Below are 18,696 nucleotides of genomic sequence, written 5' to 3'. Positions count from 1 at the left end.
ACGGCACGTAAATTGCTTAATCCTCACCAGACCGCCACCGGGTCATGACCCAGTGGCAAGGTGTTTGAGTAAACGGCGCAAAGTCTGTACCCTGATCGGGGTAGGCGTCTGGTGTGGTGTTGCATTTTCTTGACAGGAACAGGGCCATGTCATTTCAATTCGTGCGCAAGCGTATCATCGGGGTTTCGGCTTTGAGTTTGATCTGCGGTGTGGTGGCCCTGACCTTGCCTTTGGGGGCATGTGTCTCCAACACGGTTTTGCTGAAACAGGAGAGCGGCTTTACCAAGGCGGTTCCCCTGCTGGTCATCGCCGAAAACGAGGACCGCCTGGGGATGAAGGGCCGCCTGGAACATATGCTCCTCGCGCAGGGATTCAACGTGGTGGCCGGCGTCGGTGAGCGCAAACGCCTTGTGGTCACCGAGGAACTTCCGGACACGACGACCCTGGGCCGTGGCATGCAACAAACCAGACGGGTCACCACCGATCTCCAAGATAATTTCCAGGTCAATCATGCTTTTCGGTTTGGCTATCAGACCGACCAACTGGGCGAAATCGTGAAACTGACCGGTGCCATCGTCAATCTCCAAAACGGTGAGTTTGTCTTTTCCTATGAGTTCCAGGACGGCTTGGTGACGCCGTTCAACCCGCGTTTTCTGGGCGAAGAACTGGCCAAGGCTTTTCCCGATACCAGACAGGAAAAAGCCGACCGTGACGTTGGTACACTCCATTCCAAGGCGCAGAGTGTCACATCGAAAGATGCCCCGGCTGCCCCTTCTCCGGTTGCAAGCGGACCTGCTGATCTGAAAAAAAATACCCAATCCAGCAAGGTGGATCTGGTCAAGGATATTGCCTGGCAGACCAATTTATTGGCACTCAACACCTCGGTGGAGGCCGCCCGGATTGCCATACCCGGTCATCCAATGGCAGCAGTGGCCAACGAAATCAAAAATCTGGCGGACCGGAGCATGCTGGGCGTCCTGGAACTGGGTACCTTGATGCACACGCCCGTGGCGGCTGAATATCGTGCCGAGGAGCTGCTGGCGCAACTGACCCCTGAATTGGAAAGTGCCACCCATCATCTGCTGGCCGCACAGGAAGAGGGAAAAAATTCCAAACAAGCCCGGCATGGTACGACCACTTCCATGAACGCGGTCCATAAAATCGATGTCAAAACAAGCCAGCAAGCCCATGGTCGTGCAGAGATAGCTCCTGCGGCTTCAGCGACAGCCCCTGCCATCCATCCGGTGCCCACGCCGGCACCACGGCTGCTGGAACAGAGTGCCATACCAACCCAGTTGGCCATGGTTGCCCCAATTCCGACCCCTAAACCTCGCGAGATGTCAACGCATTGACATTGAACAAGGCAATCCACGCCTCGAAAGCACCCATGAACCAACAACGTGCATTCCAGCCCGGGAGAGGTATTGTCCCGTTTTTGCAGCAGAGCTGGATTGCATGGGTCTGGCTGGCTTCCATGGGGGGACATTATCTTGTTTTGGGGATTCGCACCGGCGGGGATACCGGGCGCTATGTGGATGGTGCCGAACGCCTCCTGAAAGGGTTGCCCCTGGAGGGAAAGCAACCCATGTATCTGTTGTACAACTCTTTTTTGGCCCTGGTGTTTGGCAGTGGTTTTGGTGAGCTGGCTGTGATCCTGCTGCAATGTCTCCTGACATTGGGTACGGCCCTCCTGATCTACCTGGCCACTCGTGAAATATTCAATAAATCGGTGGGGATGATGGCCACGGGAGTGTTTCTGCTCAATCCCGATGTCCAGCGCTGGGTGTTTTTCATCCTGCCCGAAGCCATGGCGACCTGTGCCTTGATCGCCCTGCTGTGTCTGGCCTTGCTGGTACAGAACCACCAGCGTTGGGTGGTGCCTGCCCTGCTGATGGCCGTGATGGTAGGCTTAGCCCGACCGGAAGGAAAATATTTTTTGCTGCCGGTGGTGATCCATTGGGCGCTTTATTTGAAATCTCCCTATCGCTGGCAGGCCTTGTCCATGCTGGGAATTTTCATCGGTCTGTTGCTGGTGACGGTCAATGCCGATACGCATGAAAAATTTGCCAGACACATGATCCAGGGTGATTATATCTGGGGTTATCCTGGCCTGAACCCGCACCCGGATCAGGCACTGATCCGGATCAGTGAACAGGGGCCGTTTGCAACCCTGATCTACATGTTGCAGCATGAATATGTGCTGTTGGGCAAGACCATCGCCTGGCGCGTCTGGATGTTTTTTGCCCACACCCGGCCTTTCTATTCAACCATGCACAATCTGCTGGCCTTCTCCTTTTGTGCTGTTTTGTATTTTTTTTCCATCCTGGCCTGGTGGCGATGCCGAGAGCATCGCTCCCATTTTGTCCTGCTGTGGTTGGCAATCCTGGTGCAATTATCAATGGTCGCCTTGACGTTTGACGATTGGGATGGACGCTGGTTGAATCGTGTCATGCCCGTCTTGACGATTCTGGCTGCGGCAGGGTCTGTTGGATTGCTGAGACGATTGTTTATTTTTTCAAAGCAACGCGATGCATGTGCCGATCCATGAACTCGACGAAATGGTCTTCCGGTATGGGTTTGCTGAACAAAAATCCCTGAATTTCGTCACACCCCTGCTCGCGCAGAAAAAGCTCCTGCTCGGGGGTTTCCACCCCTTCGGCGACAACGCGCAGATTCAGTTTTTTGCTCATGGAAATGATGGCGGACACAATGGCTGCATTTTCGGTATTGCTGGAAATTTCCTGGATGAAAGATTGATCGATCTTCAGGGTATGGATGGGAAACTTGCGCAGATAGTTGAGAGACGAGTATCCGGTCCCAAAATCATCCATGGAAATATGAATGCCCATGTTTGCCAGTTCGAGCATGGCATCGATGGCCTTGGTCACGTTGCCCATCATCATGCTTTCGGTGATTTCGAGTTCCAGGAGATGGGCCGGGAGGCCTGTTGTGGCGAGGATTTGGCGAATTTTGGCAATCAATTCCGGATGCCAGAATTGCCGGGCCGAAAGATTGACGGCCACCCGCAGCAGCGGAAATCCCCGCTCCAGCCAGATACGCCCGGAACGACAGGCACTTTCGAGGATCCAATCGCCGAGCGGCACAATCAGACCTGTCTCTTCGGCCAGGGGAATGAAGGTGCCGGGAGAAACCAGCCCCATATTGGGCCGTGACCAGCGCACCAGGGACTCCGCCCCAACGATCAGACCGCTCCGCAGATCCAATTTTGGTTGATAATGCAGGACAAACTCTTCTTTTTCCAGGGCACGGTAGAGATGGGTTTCCAGTTGCAGGCGGCGGGAAGCCTCTTCGCCCATGCTCGTGGTATAAAACTGATAATTGGCCCTCCCCCCCCTTTTGGCCCGGTTGAGGGCCATGTCGGCTTTTTGGATGAGAGATGGGGCACTGTCGGCATCGCCTGGAAAAAGGGCGATGCCCAGGCTGGCCGTGATGAAAAGCTCATGGTCCAGATAACAAAAGGGACGAATGGCAATGGTATCCACCAGCTTGCGCACCATGGCCAGGATTTCCTGGGAATTCTCCATGTCATGGAGGAGGATACCGAACTCGTCACTGCCCAATCGACTCAGGGTATCCACCTCCCGCAGGGATAACTGCAAGCGTCCGGCCACCTCCTTCAAGAGCCAGTCACCACTGGGGTAACCGAGACTTTCGTTGATGTTTTTGAACATATCCAGGTCGAGCTTGAGGACGGCGACGATTTTGCGGGCCTGACCGGCCTGAAGGATGGCCAGTTGCAGGCGATCCGCGAACAGAATGCGATTGGGCAGACCGGTCAAGGCATCGTGGTTGGCGCGATAGCGCAGCTCTTCCTGACTGCGTCTGATATCGGTCAGATCACTGAAAACCCTGACATAATTACTGACCCGTCTGTTCTGATCCAGAATGGCGGTGATGCTCAGGCGTTTGGGAAAGGCCTCGCCACTTTTGCGTCGATTCCAGATTTCTCCTTCCCAGAATCCCTTTTCGGCCAGGGAGCGACGTATCGCCTCATAAAACTCCGGTCCATGGTGATCCGAGCGGAGAATCTCCGGACGGCGACCGATGGCCTCTTCGGGTGAATAACCGGTAATGCTGACAAAAGCCGGATTGACCGATTGAATGATATCGTCCGGATCCGTGACCACCATGGCTTCGATGGCGGTTTCAAATACCTTGGAGGTAATGTGCAGTTGATTGGCCACCTCGGCCATGGCATTGCCAAATACCCGGGTGACAATGCGCAACTGTTCCTCGGTATGGCGGCGTTCGGTGATGTCATGCACGGCGGTCAACATCACGACAGGGCGTCCTACGGCATCGCGACGCACATCACTGACGGCATGCACAATCCGCTGCGAACCATCCGGGCGGACAATCCGATGTTCCATCTCGAAGTGGCGATTTTCCCGGATGGCACTGAAGACCCCATGCCGGACATGTTCCCGATCTTCCGGGTGAACCCGGTCCAGGAAACCATCGAAACTGCAACCATAACCGGCATCAACACCCATGATACGGTGGAGCTGCTCCGAACAACGCCACTGGCCGGTCTGGAAATTCCAGCTCCAGTTGCCCAATTGCGCCACATGCTGGGCGTGGGCCAGGCAATCCCGATTTTCCCGGAGTGCCTCTTCGGTTTGCCGACGTTGTGTGATGTCGCGGATCACCACCGAATAGAACCGGTTGCCATCCCCGGCCAGCCAATACCCGATGGAGACCTCCAGGGGAAACTCCTCGCCGTTGCGGCGCAGGCCCACGAATTCCAGACGCCGGTGCGGCAAATGCGGGGGATTTGTTTGATCCGCACTTTGAAACCATTTGGAAAATTGTTCCCGGTGTCGTTGGGGAAGCAACAAGGACAAGGGCTGATTCTGGATGTCCGGCCATGCATGACCAAACATGCTGGCGGCACCGGTATTCCAGGCAATGATCTGACCATGGATATTGCTGGCGATGATGGCATCCTGAATGGATTGGGTCAGCGAACGGAACTTTTCTTCGCTGCTTTGCAGGGCCAATTCTGCCTGCCGCCGGAGTTGGGATTCACGTGCCACCCGCAAGGCACGGCGCACGGCAGGTCCCAGACGCAATAGATAATCCTTGCGGACAAAATCATACGCACCCGAACGCAACAGGGCCGTGGCTTCTTCATCCCTGAGGGCACCGGAGACCACGATGAGGGGTTGTCCGGCACCCTGCTCTTGCCACAACTTCATGGCCCCCTGGGCACCGAAACCGGGAATGTGATAATCGGAAATGATCAAATCCCAGGTGTGACCCTGCAGGGCTGTGGCCATTTCCTGGAGAGAATCAACCTGTTGGCTCATCACATCGAACCCCTCCTTGCGCAGGTTGCGCACCAACAGGAGATAGTCGGCATGCGAATCCTCGACGATCAGGACACGTAACGGGCTGTCCGGCGTATCATGGTCGGCCATGTTTGAATTCAATGGAGCAAACGAGCTGAGTGTCATGGAATCTGGTTTTCAGAGAGAGTGTGCTGTTGTTTCAGCAAATTGTTGATGGATTTTTTCAATTTCCGGAAAAATGTCCAAAAAAATGTGGGCCAGGCGCGGATCGAAGTGAAAACCGGCCTCTTTTTTGACGAGTTCCAGGGCTTCGGCCATGGGCCAGGCTTTTTTATAGGGACGTTTACTGGTGATGGCATCGAACACATCAGCAATGGCCACGATCCGACCATAAAGGGGAATCCCTTCGCCCTGCAACCCCTGTGGATAACCGGTCCCCTGCCATTTTTCATGATGGGTCAAGGCAATGTCCCGGGCGGCAACCAACAGCTCGGCATCGTGATCACCGATAATGTTGGCACCAAACCGGGCATGATGTTGCATGATTGCCCACTCTTCCGAATCCAGGGGGCCTGGTTTCATCAGGACACGATCCGGGATGCCAATCTTGCCGACATCGTGCAGGGGAGCGGCATTAAGGAGCAGTTCGCCGATTTCCGGCGGCAAGCCTGCCGCCAGACCCAGGAGACGGGCATAATGACTGACACGAATCACATGCAGACCGGTTTCATTGTCCCGAAACTCTGCTGCCCGACCCAGGCGTTGGATGATCTCCAGACGGGTACGATTCAGTTGTTCGGTGCGTTGCAGAACTTTCTCTTCCAGAGAACGATTTTGATTGTAGAGGGACAAATGGGTTCGTACCCGGGCCAGAACGATGGGGGCACGGATCGGCTTGGTCACATAGTCTGCCGCACCCAGATCAAACCCCTGGGATTCGTCGAGAATTTCCTTGCGGGCCGTCACAAAAATGACAGGAATGTTGCGGGTGATCGGATTGGCTTTCAGGCGTCGGCAAACCTCGAAGCCATCCATCCCGGGCATCATGATATCCAGGAGAATCAAATCCGGTGGCGTCTCACCGCCGGCAATGCTCAGGGCTTTTTCGCCATTCAGGGCCACCTTGACCTGATAGACATGACCCAGAATGCCACTGAGAATATCGACATTTTCAGCAACGTCATCCACGACCAGTATGGTTTGTCTTGCCAAGGTATCACTCATGCCACGACTCCATCATGCGGACAGGAGTGGTGAGGTTTGTCCCCTGAATGGTCTGGTTGTACAGGTGTCATGGAGTCGGGTGTTGTGGCAAGAGCATTTTCATGGTGCTGGATCATTCCGGTCAGGATTGAAATGGCCGTGTCGTATTCATAACGACTGATCGCTTTTTCCAGAGACACCCAGTTGGGACCACACCCCAGCCAGGGTTGCAGTGTACTCAGGGCCTGGTTGGCCGCAGTATCATCCTGGGACAACAGGTGCAGCATGTGGCGCATGGCATCCAGCAAGGTGGCCTGGGTATTTTGCCCGGAAACAACCAGTTGCGGGTGACTCTCTGTATCATCTGTTGTCGGGTTTTCCAGTTGAACTTTCTGCTCGGAGGTCGCCGATACCGGGTCCGAATTTTCAAAATGGGCAATGCTCGCAAGAATGCCGGCCATGGTTTGGGAGGCTTGTTCCAAGAGGGGGGTGATAAGCGCAGCATTCTCCTGCTGAATGGCCTTTTCCAGCGACCTGACCTGATCGTACAGAGTGGTTGCAGCAATGTTGCCTGCCATGCCTTTAAGCGTATGAACGAGTTCCCGGGCACTCTGCATGTGCTGCAAGGCCAGTTCCTGGCGGACCCGGTCCAGCAAATCGGCATGGTTGAGGCGAAATCTGCTCAGGATTTTCCTGAACAGTTGTGCATTGCCTCCCAACCGAAGCAAGGCGGTCCTGGTATCGATCCCCACCAATCCGTCCAGGGATGAATTGTCTGCTGTCCCGGTCAGGGATGGGTCCCCTGGCGACCTGGCCAGGGATGGTTTCCCTGCCGACCCGATTGATGTCGTCTCCCCTGCCGACCCAATTCTTTGGGGTTGGGATGCGGATGGAACCGGATCAGCCATCGTGACGGGCTGAACCCAGCGAGAGAGGGTGGCAAACAGGGTGTCCCGGTCAATGGGTTTGGTGATGCAGTCATTCATGCCCGCCGCCAGACACTTTTCGACAACCCCGGACAGGGCGTTGGCGGTCAAGGCAATGATGGGCTTTAGGCGGAAATCATCGTGCATGCGCAAGGCACGGGCAACCTGGAAACCATCCATGTCGGGCATTTGCAGGTCCAACAGCAGGGCATCAAAGGATGCGGAATTCACCAGGCGCAGGGCCTCCTCGCCATGTGCCGCTTCCGTTACCTCGATACCAACCTGCTGCAACAACTCCCTGGCCACTTCCCGGTTGATTTCGTTGTCCTCCACGAGCAGGATGCGCGCACCCCGCAGATGGGAGGTATTGCCATGGGACATGGCGGGTGGCAGGGGCAAGACCGGCTTGACAATGGTTCCGGCTGACAGGGTGCCAAAACGGACTGTAAAAATAAACGCACTCCCCTGACCGGGGGTGCTGACGACATGGATCGTTCCTCCCATCATGTCCACCAGACGTTTGCAGATGGCAAGGCCCAGCCCGGTTCCCCCATATTTGCGGGTCGTCGAACTGTCTGCCTGGGTAAAGGATTGAAACAAGAGATCAATCTGTTCCCGGGTCAGACCAATGCCGGTATCCTGCACCTTGAACTCCAGGACATGGTGAGTCGGGGTTGTTTCCAGGTGCCGTACCGACAGGTCAACGCGGCCATGATCGGTAAACTTGATGGCATTGCTGGTCAGATTGAGCAGCACCTGTCGCAGCCGTACCGGATCCCCCTCAACCTCAGATGGAGTGGCAGGTTCCAAAGTGATGGTGAACAGCAACCCCTTCTCCCCGGCCTTGCCGCCGATCAGAAGGGTGATGTAATCCAGAACTTCCTGCAACCGGAAGGGAACTTTCTCCAACTCCAGCCTGCCCGACTCCACCTTGGAAAAATCCAGGATGTCATTGATGATGCGCATGAGCGAGTTGGCAGCCGTATGAATTTTTTCCAGATAATTTTTTTGTTGCCCGGTCAGGGTGGTTTGCAGGCAAAACTCCGTCATGTTGATGACAGCATTCATGGGGGTACGAATCTCGTGGCTCATATTGGCCAGGAAATCACTTTTGGCCTGGTTGGCGGCTTCGGCCTCCTGTTTGGCGCGGCGCAGGGCCTCCTCGGAGCGTTTGCGTTCGGTAATATCGGTATAGGTACTGACAAAACCACCGCCCGGCAGGGGGCCTCCCGTAACCTCGATGACCGTTCCATTGGGACGGACCCGTTCAAAATTGTGTACCGTCGAATGGTGGGCAAGATCCAGGTAGCGTTGCACCTGCGCTTCTGGATCTCCCGGGCCAAATTCACCTCGCGCCACGTCATAACGCAACAAATCCGCAAAAGACGCTCCAGGTCTGGCCATTTCTTCAGGAACACCGCGAATTTCCATGAATCTGTTATTGCAGGCAATCAGACATAAATGTTCGTCATAAGCGGCAACACCCTGTTGAATGCTGGCGAGGGCGGCTGCCAGAAGATCGGATTTGCGGGCCAACTGCTTTTCACTTTCGCGCAAAGCCTCTTCGATTTTCTTGCGTTCGGTGATATCCATCACCGTGCCGACCATGCGGAGCGGTAATCCCTCCTGATCGAATTCGACGACGTTCCCTTTGGACAGGAACCAGCGGGTTTGGTTCAATCGGGTGATCGCACGATATTCCACTTCGTAACGGTCGATCTTGCCGTTACGGTAGTCGCGTCCCAACTGGAAAACCCTCTCCTGATCTTCGGGATGGAGGCTGGATTTCCAGATATGGCGGCATTTGTGCCGGATCAAGGCGTGATCGTAACCCAGCATGTTAGCCCACCGTTCATTGACAACCGTCACATCGGTACGAAAATCCACATCCCAGTAGCCGAGATCCCCCCCTTTCAGGGCAAGGGCCAGGCGTTGTTCACTGATCTGGAGTTTTTCCTGTGCCAGCTTGCGGTCGGTAATGTCTTCCTGGACGCCGATAAAGTGGGTCACGACTCCGGCCGCATTGCGGATTCCGGAGATGCGGGACGCGCCCCAATAAAAGGTGCCATCTTTTTTCCGGTTCCAAAACTCCCCGCTCCACTCCTCTCCCCGGATAATGGTTCGCCAGAGATTTTGAAACAGGGCGGGATCGCTCTTGCCCGAGTTCAGGATGCGGGGATTTTTGCCGACAACCTCTTCTTTCGGGTAACCAGTGATCTCTGTAAACTTGGGATTGACAAATTCGATGTTGCCGTGCAAATCAGTCACAATAACGGCTGCCGGATTTTGTTCCACGGCCTGAAACATTTTGAGCCGGTCAAGCTCTGCCTGTTGCCGTCGCTGAATTTCCTGTCGCAACCGCTGTCCGAGATACAGGATGACTCCCAGAAGCAGCAGGATAATCAGGAAAATCAAGAGAACATGAGAATTCGCCATCGTTTCAAGACACCCGTGACGCAGTCCACCAGAGGCAGACATCCGTGATACGACACGGCCAGAAGCACAACCACTTGGGCCATGCCGCCAAAGTGCATCGGGAAAAAAGACCCCGATCAGGTCAATTCTGAAGGGCCTTGTGGACAGCGTCCATCAGGTCATTGAGAGCAAATGGTTTCTCAAGAACAGCCACGGCTCCCGATTTGCGCGCAGCATTGAGAGCAAAGGAGTCCATGCCCATTTGTTTGCCTTCCCCCGAGAAGGCAATGACCGGCGTTGCCGGAGCCATTTTGAGAATTTCCTGGATGGCCCCCAGACCATCCATTTCCGGCATGAAGATGTCGGTGAGGACAAGCTGCGTAGGTGTCCTTTCAAACTGTTTGACCCCTTCGGCACCGTTCAGAGCCAGGGTCACCTGATGTCCTTCCCCTTCCAAAGCCTCGCGAACATAGGCCAGAATTCCGGGATCATCGTCCATTATCAAGATATGCGCCAATGGGTTTGCCTCGCCAATTGTGACCAATCAAGTCCATGATGCACGACTGTTGCGGGAAAACAATGACTTTTTCCAATACAACAAATTTTTCCCCGCGTCACGAGAGAAAGTGAAAATTATCTCGAACATTGTGCAATTTTTGGTTGCAGTGGCTCTGCCGGGTGGGAAAAATGAAAAACTTTCCTTTGCAAGAAGCCCAAGGCCGGAAAATCAAGAGATGACCTATCCCCTGCCCATCAAGTTTGCTTTTCTCGCTTTCGTGATCGCCGGTATTGGTGTGTTGGGGATGGCTGTCTACAGCTATCAGAGCGCCGACCGGCTGTTACACAGACAGAATATCCATCATCTTTCAAATGCTTTGCAGCGGGAACGACTCGTGCTGGAGGAAAAATTCCGCAACCTGCGGATTGACATGGTCCATGCGGCAGAAATACCGGCACTCGGCAGAATGCTGCAATGGATCGACAGCCGGGGTGCAATCCGGATGCAGGCTGGCACGACACAAACTGAAACAGCGCAATCCGGAACGGCGCAGACTGGCTCGATATTAACCGGAACAGCACAAACCGAAACAGCACAGACTGGCACGACACAAACCGAAACAGCGCAAACCGAAACAGCACTGACTGGCTCGATATTAACCGGAACAGCACAAACCGAAACAGCACAGACTGGCACGACACAAACCGAAACAGCACCGACAGACATCCAGGGGAAGGTTACCGCTGTCTTGCACAATCTGCTGGCACAACGTCCAGAATACCTCTCCGCATCCCTGTTCCAGGGAAGTAACGATAAAAGCCGGGTGGTGGCGTGGGCTTTCAGACGGGAAGGAAAACAGATCGAGACAAATGGCAAACCTGTGCGCTCCCCCAGAGAGATCGGAGGAACCGGATCTGCACCCCACAAGATTTACATGAGTCCGGTTGAACCCTGGAAAAAACAGATAGATGCAACTGCCGATGGAGAGGATCGCGCCGTTTTCACCATCCAGGTTCCCCTGTTTTTGCCCGGCAACCTTGCCCCGGAACCCCTGGGATGGCTGGTGGTGACGGTCGATTTTGCCCGGTTGACCGGATTGCTGATTCCTCTCCAGCCCCATGTTTCCTACCGGGTGGCAAATTTACGGGGAGATTATCTCCTGCATGCCGATCCTTCCCGCCTGTTCACCCTGGAACGCAAAGGCATACCGGGATTATACGCCGACTTTTTTCAGGTGGATTGGCGGGAAATGATGTCGGCGACAGAGCCACGGGTCGAAATCCGGGAGTTGCCGGAAAAAGGCCATACCCTGCTGGCGACATTTGTAAAGCCGGATCCGGATGCACCGGAACGAACCTGTTTCCTGGTGGCCATCGCCGACAATATGGAGCAACGCCAGGCAACCAGCCAATTTGGCGGCATGCTGCTGTTGGCCGTAACAGTTATCGTGACCATTCTGAGTTTTGCCATGGCGGTAGCGGCCAGCCTGTTGATCCGCCCCATCCTGGAACTGACCCGGACCGCCGACCGGATTGCCCGCGGAGAAGAGACAGTTGTCTGGCCCAAAACCACGACCATGGATGAAATCGGCATCCTCACCCACTCTTTTCGTCTCATGTTGCACCACCTGCTGCAATCCCGGCAGAATTTGCGCCTATTGACCGATTCTCTGGAAGGAGAGGTCCGCAACCGCACCGGTGAATTGGCACAAGCCCTCGAACGCATGAAGGAAAATGAAATTCTTCTCAATGAAACCCAGCAACTGGGCCGGATTGGTGGCTGGGAACTCGATGTCGTCCAGGAAACCCTGACCTGGACGCGGGAAGTGTATCGCATCTGCCGCGTGGATCCGACAACCCGGTTTGCTCCGGAACAATTTCTCGACCAGTTCCAGGGCGAGGCGGCCATTCATCTACGCCGGGATTTGGCGCGGGCCCGGGAAGCAGGTCTGCCATTTGACCGGGAGACGGAACTGGTCACCGGTCGCGGGGACCGGATCTGGGTGCGGGTTCTGGGACGTACCCGCCGCCAGGGAGACCGGACCCTGAAGGTGTTTGGCACCTTGCAGGACATCACCGAACGCAAGGAAGCGGAACAGATCATCAACCAGGCCCGCCAGGCCGCCGAGGCCGCCAATCGGGCCAAAAGCGAATTTTTGGCCAACATGAGCCACGAAATTCGCACACCGATGAATGCCATCCTGGGCATGACCGCCCTGGCCATCCAGACCCAGCCCCCGGAAAAACTGCGAGATTATCTGGAAAAAATCCGCACCGCCGGACACTCCCTGCTGGGAGTCATCAATGACATTCTCGATTTTTCCAAGATCGAGGCCGGACGGCTGGAAATGGAGATGGTGGAATTCCAGCTCCATGAAGTCATGCAAAATTTTTCGACCCTGTTTTCCGCCCCGGCTGCCGAAAAAGGCCTGGAGTTCGTCTGTTCGGTGGCCCCCGGAACACCCAGCGCCCTGGTGGGAGACCCCCTGCGCCTCGGGCAGGTCCTGACCAATCTGGTCAACAATGCCATCAAGTTCACGGCCCAGGGCGAGGTGGTGGTCCGGGTGTCGGCCCTGCCGACAGAAGCAACCCGGAGTGTGGATCTGCAATTTACGATTCGTGATACCGGAATCGGTATCCAGGCTGACAAAATCAACGGCCTGTTCGATTCGTTCACCCAGGCTGACGGCTCTACAACCCGGCGTTTTGGGGGTACTGGTCTGGGTTTGAGCATCAGTAAACGTCTGGTCAGAATGATGCAGGGCGATTTGACCGTGACGAGCATACCCGAGCAGGGCAGCACATTTCGTTTCACAGCCCGTTTCGAGCGCCAGCCGTCCGACCGGGAAAAACGCTATCAGCCGGCACCCGATCTGCGCGGCATGCGCATTCTGGTGGTGGATGACAGCCGCACATCCCTGCAAATTCTCGATGAAACCTTGCGCTCCTTTTCTTTCGATCCGGTTCTGGTCCAGTCTGGCACGGCGGCCCTGGAAATATTGCGTCAGGATGCCGATTTTCCCCTGATGCTGCTCGATTGGAAAATGCCCGGCATGGATGGCATCGAAACGGCCCGGCAGGTCCAAAATCTGCCGGGAACCAAACCCGGCATGATCATGTTGACCGCCTTTGGTCGCGAAGAGGTGCGCCGCCAGGCCGAAGAGGCCCGGGTCAAGGCATTCCTGACCAAACCAGTGACCCAATCGCAGCTGTTCGATACCATCATGCAGGTTTGTCATGGACACACCCCGGAGCTTCGAAAACGAGAGGTGCTGCATGTGGCACCGGAAATTTTGGCGGCCATCAAGGGGGCACGGGTCCTGCTGGTGGAAGACAATCTCCTCAACCGTCAGGTGGCCGGGGAGATCCTGCACAATGTGGGCATGGAAATATTTCCGGCTGCCGATGGCAACGCCGCCATTCAAATTCTGGAATCACAACCCGTCGATATCGTTCTCATGGATGTCCAGATGCCGGGCCTGGATGGTTACCAGACAACCCGTGCCCTGCGCAGTGATCCACGCTTCCGTGACCTCCCCATTGTGGCCATGACCGCTCACGCCCTGAAAGGGGATCGGGAAAAATGCCTCAATGCGGGCATGAACGATTATGTAACCAAACCGATTGATGTCCGAACGCTCATGACAACCCTCGCCCGCCAAATTCAACCCGGTCAAAACATGGTTCCATCCGAAGCGGACTCCTCCCGGCCTGAGTCGGACCGCACGGCGGCCACAAACAGGTTGCTTCCAACAAATGACGGGCACATACTCGACAGTGAGCATATGTCACAACCGGCACCGGAAGAGGGTTTGCATGCCCCGCCCCGGCGTCCCTGGTTGCCGGACACCCTGCCCGGCATCGATGTCCGCACGGGTTTGCTGCGTCTGGGTGGCAATCAAAAATTGTTTCGTGACCTGCTGCTCGGATTTGCCGAACATCACGGCAATGCAGCCATGGTTCTTGAACGGGCACTGGCCATGGGGGACATCGAGGGGGCACGGCGTCTGGCCCACTCACTCAAGGGAGTGGCAGGCAACATGGCAGCCTCGGAGCTGGCCAATGCCGCCCGTGCCGTCGAAGAGGCCCTGGAAACCGGTCAGCCGGATGCCGCACGTCCCCATCTGGAGAATTTTGAGCGACATTTGGGAACTGTTTTGCAAGGCATTCATCCCGTTGCAGAGTCCACCCGGGTGGAACTTCATGCCCTGTCGGTTTCGCCTGCCCTGCCCCCGGAGCCGCTTCCCCTGGAACAAATCCGCGCATCCTTGCAGGAATTTGATCAACTATTGGCCAAAAACAGCCTGCGAGCCAAAAAGTACCACGTGGATATGGCTGAAAAATTGCGCGGCCATTTGCCGGCTGATGCCCTGGAACGGCTGCGTACCGCCATGTCCAGACTTGATTTCAAGGCTGCCCGGGTGATCCTGGAAGAAATTGTCCGGGTCCTGAACCTGTCCCAGGAGGTGAATTGACATGGCCATCGGTGAAAACCAACCCAAAATATTGATCGTGGACGATGTCCCCTCCAATATTGACCTGTTGCACCAGGCCATGGGCGAGGAGTACGAAGTGCTTTTTGCCACCAATGGCCGGGATGCCCTGGCCATCGCCGCAACGGAAAATCCGGATCTGATTTTGCTGGATGTCATGATGCCGGAGATGGATGGTTACCAGGTCTGTCGTCGGCTCAAGGCAGAGGAACACACCCGGCACATTCCGGTCATCTTTGTCACGGCCCTGAATGACGAGGCCGACGAAACCCGAGGGTTGAACCTGGGGGCCATCGATTATTTGACCAAGCCCATCAGTGTGCCCATTCTGCAAGCCCGGGTCCGCAATCACCTGGAACTGAAAAAACGCGGCGATCTGCTGGAACGCCTCGCCATGATGGATGGCTTGACAGGTATTCCCAATCGCCGCCGTTTCGATGAAACCCTGGAACGGGAGTGGCGGCGTTGCCTGCGGGCCATGCGTCCCCTCTCCCTGATCATTGTCGATATTGATCATTTCAAGCTTTTCAATGATCATTATGGCCATGCTCTGGGAGATCAGTGTCTGAAAAAAATTGCGTCAGCCTTGGCCAGGACCCAGACCCGGTCCGCCGACCTCGTGGCCCGCTATGGTGGTGAGGAGTTTGTCTGTCTGCTGCCGGAGATTGCCAGCGAAGGTGCCCAGGCCTCGGCCCGGCGGATGCACGAGGCCGTGACGGCCTTGCGTATTCCCCACAAGGCCTCGCCGACCGCCGACCATGTCACCCTGAGTCTGGGAGTGGCCACCATCGTCCCTTCCCGGCACCGTTTGCCAACCTGCCTCATCGAGGCCGCCGACGGCTTTCTCTACCAGGCAAAACACGCCGGACGCAATCAGCAGGTCTTTGGCTTTGTCAAAGATGAAGCAACCGGGTGACAAAAAATACATTCACCTTCCCGTCGGTTGCCGCAAGATGCCAAGTCAAAACAACAACATGTTGCAATTCAACGGTATCAATGAAAAAGCCAGCATTTCTGCTGGCTTTAGGGGACTTTTACGGACTGGCTCGGAACGTAGGGTGGCGGACCAAGAGATACCCATGCGGGAAAATTCTCAGAGAAAAATTTTTACGAAATCTTTATAAGTCAGAGAATTTTTGACTCCCTGTCGGTGGCTGAGAGATGCTGAACCGGAAAAGCAACATGATGCGATTCAATATGTTGAGATTACGTTGTTTCTCTGGTTCCCTCGGTTCCAAAAACGTCATTCAGTGAACGCGCATCGATTGCGCGATCTGTCAGCACACGCAATGCGTCAAGGTCAGAGGCAAGCACCTTCTGCTCGACCCAAGCAGGCAGGTCAGGAAAACGACGATGAAGGATCTGAAGCAGAACATCGCACCTCTCTTCCTGACGACCTTCCCGATGTTCTTGCACCAACCGATGCCCGAGTTTAGGTAAGGAAAAAAGTTCTTCATCAGGTGTCATGTCCACCATCGATTCGAACCACTCTTTCCCAAGTTGGGCAACGCTCTCGGGAGTAATGCCTTCTATTTCCGAAATATTCAATGCACCTTTCATCATCAATCTCCATAAACCGGTCATAATTCGTTCAAACGCAACGGAAATCCTGAACAAACCTGTACGCTTGACCGTCTCGAACGCCTTTTTCCGTTCTTCCTGGCGGCTGGCGAAGCACTTCAAAGGCGCGTTTTGGGCTTCATCCGCCAGTTCGTTCAGCAAAACCAGACGGACGGCACCACCCCAACGTGGTCTGCTTTCATAAACACCACTTGGCCCAACGGGTTCAAAAGCAAACCGCTCAAGGAAGCCAATCTGAGGGGTTGTGGAGCTGACAATGATGCTCCGCAACTGCTGCCGCTCCAAACGGGCAGTTTCCAGGTACAAAGTGTCATAAACCGTGATCTGGGACAGAACACCTTCATGCAGGCTTTCGGTGACCTTGATTTCGATCAGAATATGGTCAGCTTCAAGATCCCGCAATCCGTCGGCCAGAAGCAGACGCTGCGCATCCGTCCAACCACCCTCCTGGCGATGAATCAGAATCAGATCCGCCTTGGGTGGAAGAGAGACAACCTGGACCTCCGAATACACATCGACGCCGACGGGTTCCAACAGCATTTTCAGCGTTGCGCCGACCAGACAGTGCCAGCAGGTCTTCGTTGCACGATTATCCAAAAGCCTCTACTCCTTCATTTTTCCCTTGCTCGAGGCAATTTGCCTCAGCAATGCATGAATCTCAAACACATGACCGTCGTTGGGAACAATTTTTATGTTCAACATGTTTTCGATATTTCTCCTCGGCATCACGTCCACTTTCCGTTCCAGGGTGTCTCTTCAACTCGAGATCCTGTCTTTGCGACATCAAATCGTCGTCCTGCAACGAAATCAAAAACAAAAGATTATAGCTCGCCGACAGGACCGCATCTTCTGGGTTTGGCTATCGAGGATTTGGCCAAATTGGCAAAACGCCCTGATGATCTTCAAGCCAAGCACCGTACTCAAGTGGCACAGAGAAGGATTTCGCCTGTATTGGAAGTGGAAGTCCAGCAAGCGATCCGGAGGACGAAAATCCGTTCCGAAAGACGTGCGCGACCTGATAAAACGAATGAGCCTGGAAAACCCGCTTTGGGGTGCGCCGCGCATTCACGGAGAACTGATGAAGCTCGGCTACAGCTTGGCCCAATCGTCAGTCTCCAGGTATATGGTCAAACCCAAGAAACATCCGTCACAAACCTGGAAGACCTTCCTGAAAAACCACGCCAGTCAGATCGTCGCCATGGATTTCTTCACGGTGCCGGACATCTCTTTCAAGGTACTCTACGTCCTGATTTTCATAAACCACGATCGCAGAAAAATCATTCATTTCAACGTCACGACCAATCCGACAGCATCCTGGGTCGCTCAACAAATTCGTGAAGCTTTCCCATGGGACACTGCTCCCCGCTTTCTGCTCCATGACCGAGACCCTGCATTTCAAGCCGAGTGTCGGACGACACTTCGTGCAATGGGTACAGAGGAAGTGATCACGGCACCAGCTTCACCTTGGCAAAACCCCTATGCGGAAAGGGTGATCGGATCGGTCAGACGCGATGTCTTGGACCACATCATCACGCTGAATGAGGAACACCTGCGACAAACCCTGGCCAAATACTTCATCTATTATCACGGATTCAGGACACACTTGGGTCTCAAAAAGGACTGCCCCGACCACCGGCCTGTCCAGCCAACGGACGCAGGGAAAATAGTCGCCATTCCACACTTGGGTGGTCTGCACCACCAGTACCAGCGGAAAGCAGCCTGAATTCTTAACCCGTTTCAATTTTTCAAAGAGCCATTCGGGAAAGATGGTTCCGTGGATTCGTGCCCAAAATCCGGAGACGCGGCCATGGGCTACACGGAAACGGTTTTTCCATGCCTCGATTGTCCCGGATTTCATCCCTCCAGTCCATAAAAATCCGCACGAAGACCCCGCAACCATTCTCGGAATCGGGCCAGATGAATCAATCGGAAGGGACAACCCACAATTCTACCCACAATCAAAACACGGATTCGATGATATTGCGTTGAACGGCTTCGGACAAGGAAAACAAAAAAGCCAGCATTTCTGCTGGCTTTATGGGACTTCTTTAGACGGTGCTGGACCGTAGGGTGGCGGAGAGAGAGGGATTCGAACCCTCGATACCCGTCAGGATATAACACCTTAGCAGGGTGCCGCCTTCGGCCACTCGGCCATCTCTCCACCGAACCGCCAGAGTGGACTGAATCTGGTCGGCTTGTCAACACTTCAGCAGCACCGCAAGCAAAAAAACATGCTCTGCCCATCCTTTAAAAAAAATCTCCCATCCA

General features: G+C 54.9%; 10 protein-coding genes and 1 tRNA gene. 5 read left to right on the top strand and 6 right to left on the bottom strand.

The genetic code is table 11. The features are described from left to right. The first annotated feature begins 146 nt into the window (after positions 1 to 146). Together HQL65_15955 and HQL65_15950 are read left to right on the top strand one after the other, a co-directional pair. Complete coding sequence (locus HQL65_15955; GenBank protein MBF0137727.1) at positions 147 to 1,352, top strand: methyl-accepting chemotaxis protein; 1,206 nt, start codon at positions 147 to 149, stop codon at positions 1,350 to 1,352. Positions 1,353 to 1,387: 35 nt separating this feature from the next. After that, complete coding sequence (locus tag HQL65_15950) at positions 1,388 to 2,548, top strand: glycosyltransferase family 39 protein (GenBank protein MBF0137726.1); 1,161 nt, start codon at positions 1,388 to 1,390, stop codon at positions 2,546 to 2,548. On the opposite strand, the gene HQL65_15945 is transcribed toward HQL65_15950, so the two are convergent. The 4 genes from HQL65_15945 to HQL65_15930 form a co-directional block, all read right to left on the bottom strand. After that, positions 2,508 to 5,441 (bottom strand): EAL domain-containing protein, encoded by a 2,934-nt coding sequence (locus HQL65_15945; GenBank protein MBF0137725.1) that lies wholly within the window; start codon positions 5,439 to 5,441, stop codon positions 2,508 to 2,510. The two genes, HQL65_15950 and HQL65_15945, sit on opposite strands and share 41 nt — an antisense overlap. A 48-nt stretch (positions 5,442 to 5,489) precedes the next feature. Next, on the bottom strand, positions 5,490 to 6,524 hold the full coding sequence (locus HQL65_15940; protein MBF0137724.1) for a two-component system response regulator: 1,035 nt from the start codon (positions 6,522 to 6,524) through the stop codon (positions 5,490 to 5,492). 8 nt (positions 6,525 to 6,532) lie between these two features. After that, complete coding sequence (locus tag HQL65_15935) at positions 6,533 to 9,877, bottom strand: PAS-domain containing protein (GenBank protein ID MBF0137723.1); 3,345 nt, start codon at positions 9,875 to 9,877, stop codon at positions 6,533 to 6,535. A gap of 121 nt (positions 9,878 to 9,998) precedes the next feature. Then, positions 9,999 to 10,361: a response regulator gene (locus HQL65_15930; protein MBF0137722.1), complete on the bottom strand. Its 363-nt coding sequence runs from the start codon at positions 10,359 to 10,361 to the stop codon at positions 9,999 to 10,001. A gap of 229 nt (positions 10,362 to 10,590) precedes the next feature. Between HQL65_15930 and HQL65_15925 the strand changes: the two genes are divergently transcribed. Together HQL65_15925 and HQL65_15920 are read left to right on the top strand one after the other, a co-directional pair. Next, positions 10,591 to 14,829 carry a response regulator gene (locus HQL65_15925; protein ID MBF0137721.1) on the top strand — a complete coding sequence of 1,413 codons (4,239 nt, stop codon included), beginning with the start codon at positions 10,591 to 10,593 and terminating at the stop codon, positions 14,827 to 14,829. 1 nt (position 14,830) lies between these two features. Further along, entirely contained in the window at positions 14,831 to 15,763 is a 933-nt protein-coding gene (locus HQL65_15920) for a PleD family two-component system response regulator (GenBank protein ID MBF0137720.1), read from the top strand. Positions 15,764 to 16,053: 290 nt separating this feature from the next. Here HQL65_15920 and HQL65_15915 read toward each other — a convergent pair whose 3' ends face one another. Next, positions 16,054 to 17,025: a hypothetical protein gene (locus tag HQL65_15915; protein MBF0137719.1), complete on the bottom strand. Its 972-nt coding sequence runs from the start codon at positions 17,023 to 17,025 to the stop codon at positions 16,054 to 16,056. A gap of 94 nt (positions 17,026 to 17,119) precedes the next feature. On the opposite strand from HQL65_15915, the gene HQL65_15910 reads away from it, so the two are divergent. Then, positions 17,120 to 18,151 carry a DDE-type integrase/transposase/recombinase gene (locus HQL65_15910; GenBank protein MBF0137718.1) on the top strand — a complete coding sequence of 344 codons (1,032 nt, stop codon included), beginning with the start codon at positions 17,120 to 17,122 and terminating at the stop codon, positions 18,149 to 18,151. A 348-nt stretch (positions 18,152 to 18,499) separates the two neighbouring features. Here the strand turns inward: HQL65_15910 and HQL65_15905 are convergent. Then, a tRNA-Ser gene (locus tag HQL65_15905) sits at positions 18,500 to 18,589 on the bottom strand. Positions 18,590 to 18,696: the final 107 nt, after the last annotated feature.

The sequence above is a fragment of the Magnetococcales bacterium genome (assembly GCA_015228935.1).
Lineage (GTDB): Bacteria > Pseudomonadota > Magnetococcia > Magnetococcales > DC0425bin3 > HA3dbin3.
The sequence above is the reverse complement of the archived record's forward strand: the minus strand, read 5'-3'. Positions and strand labels throughout refer to the sequence as shown.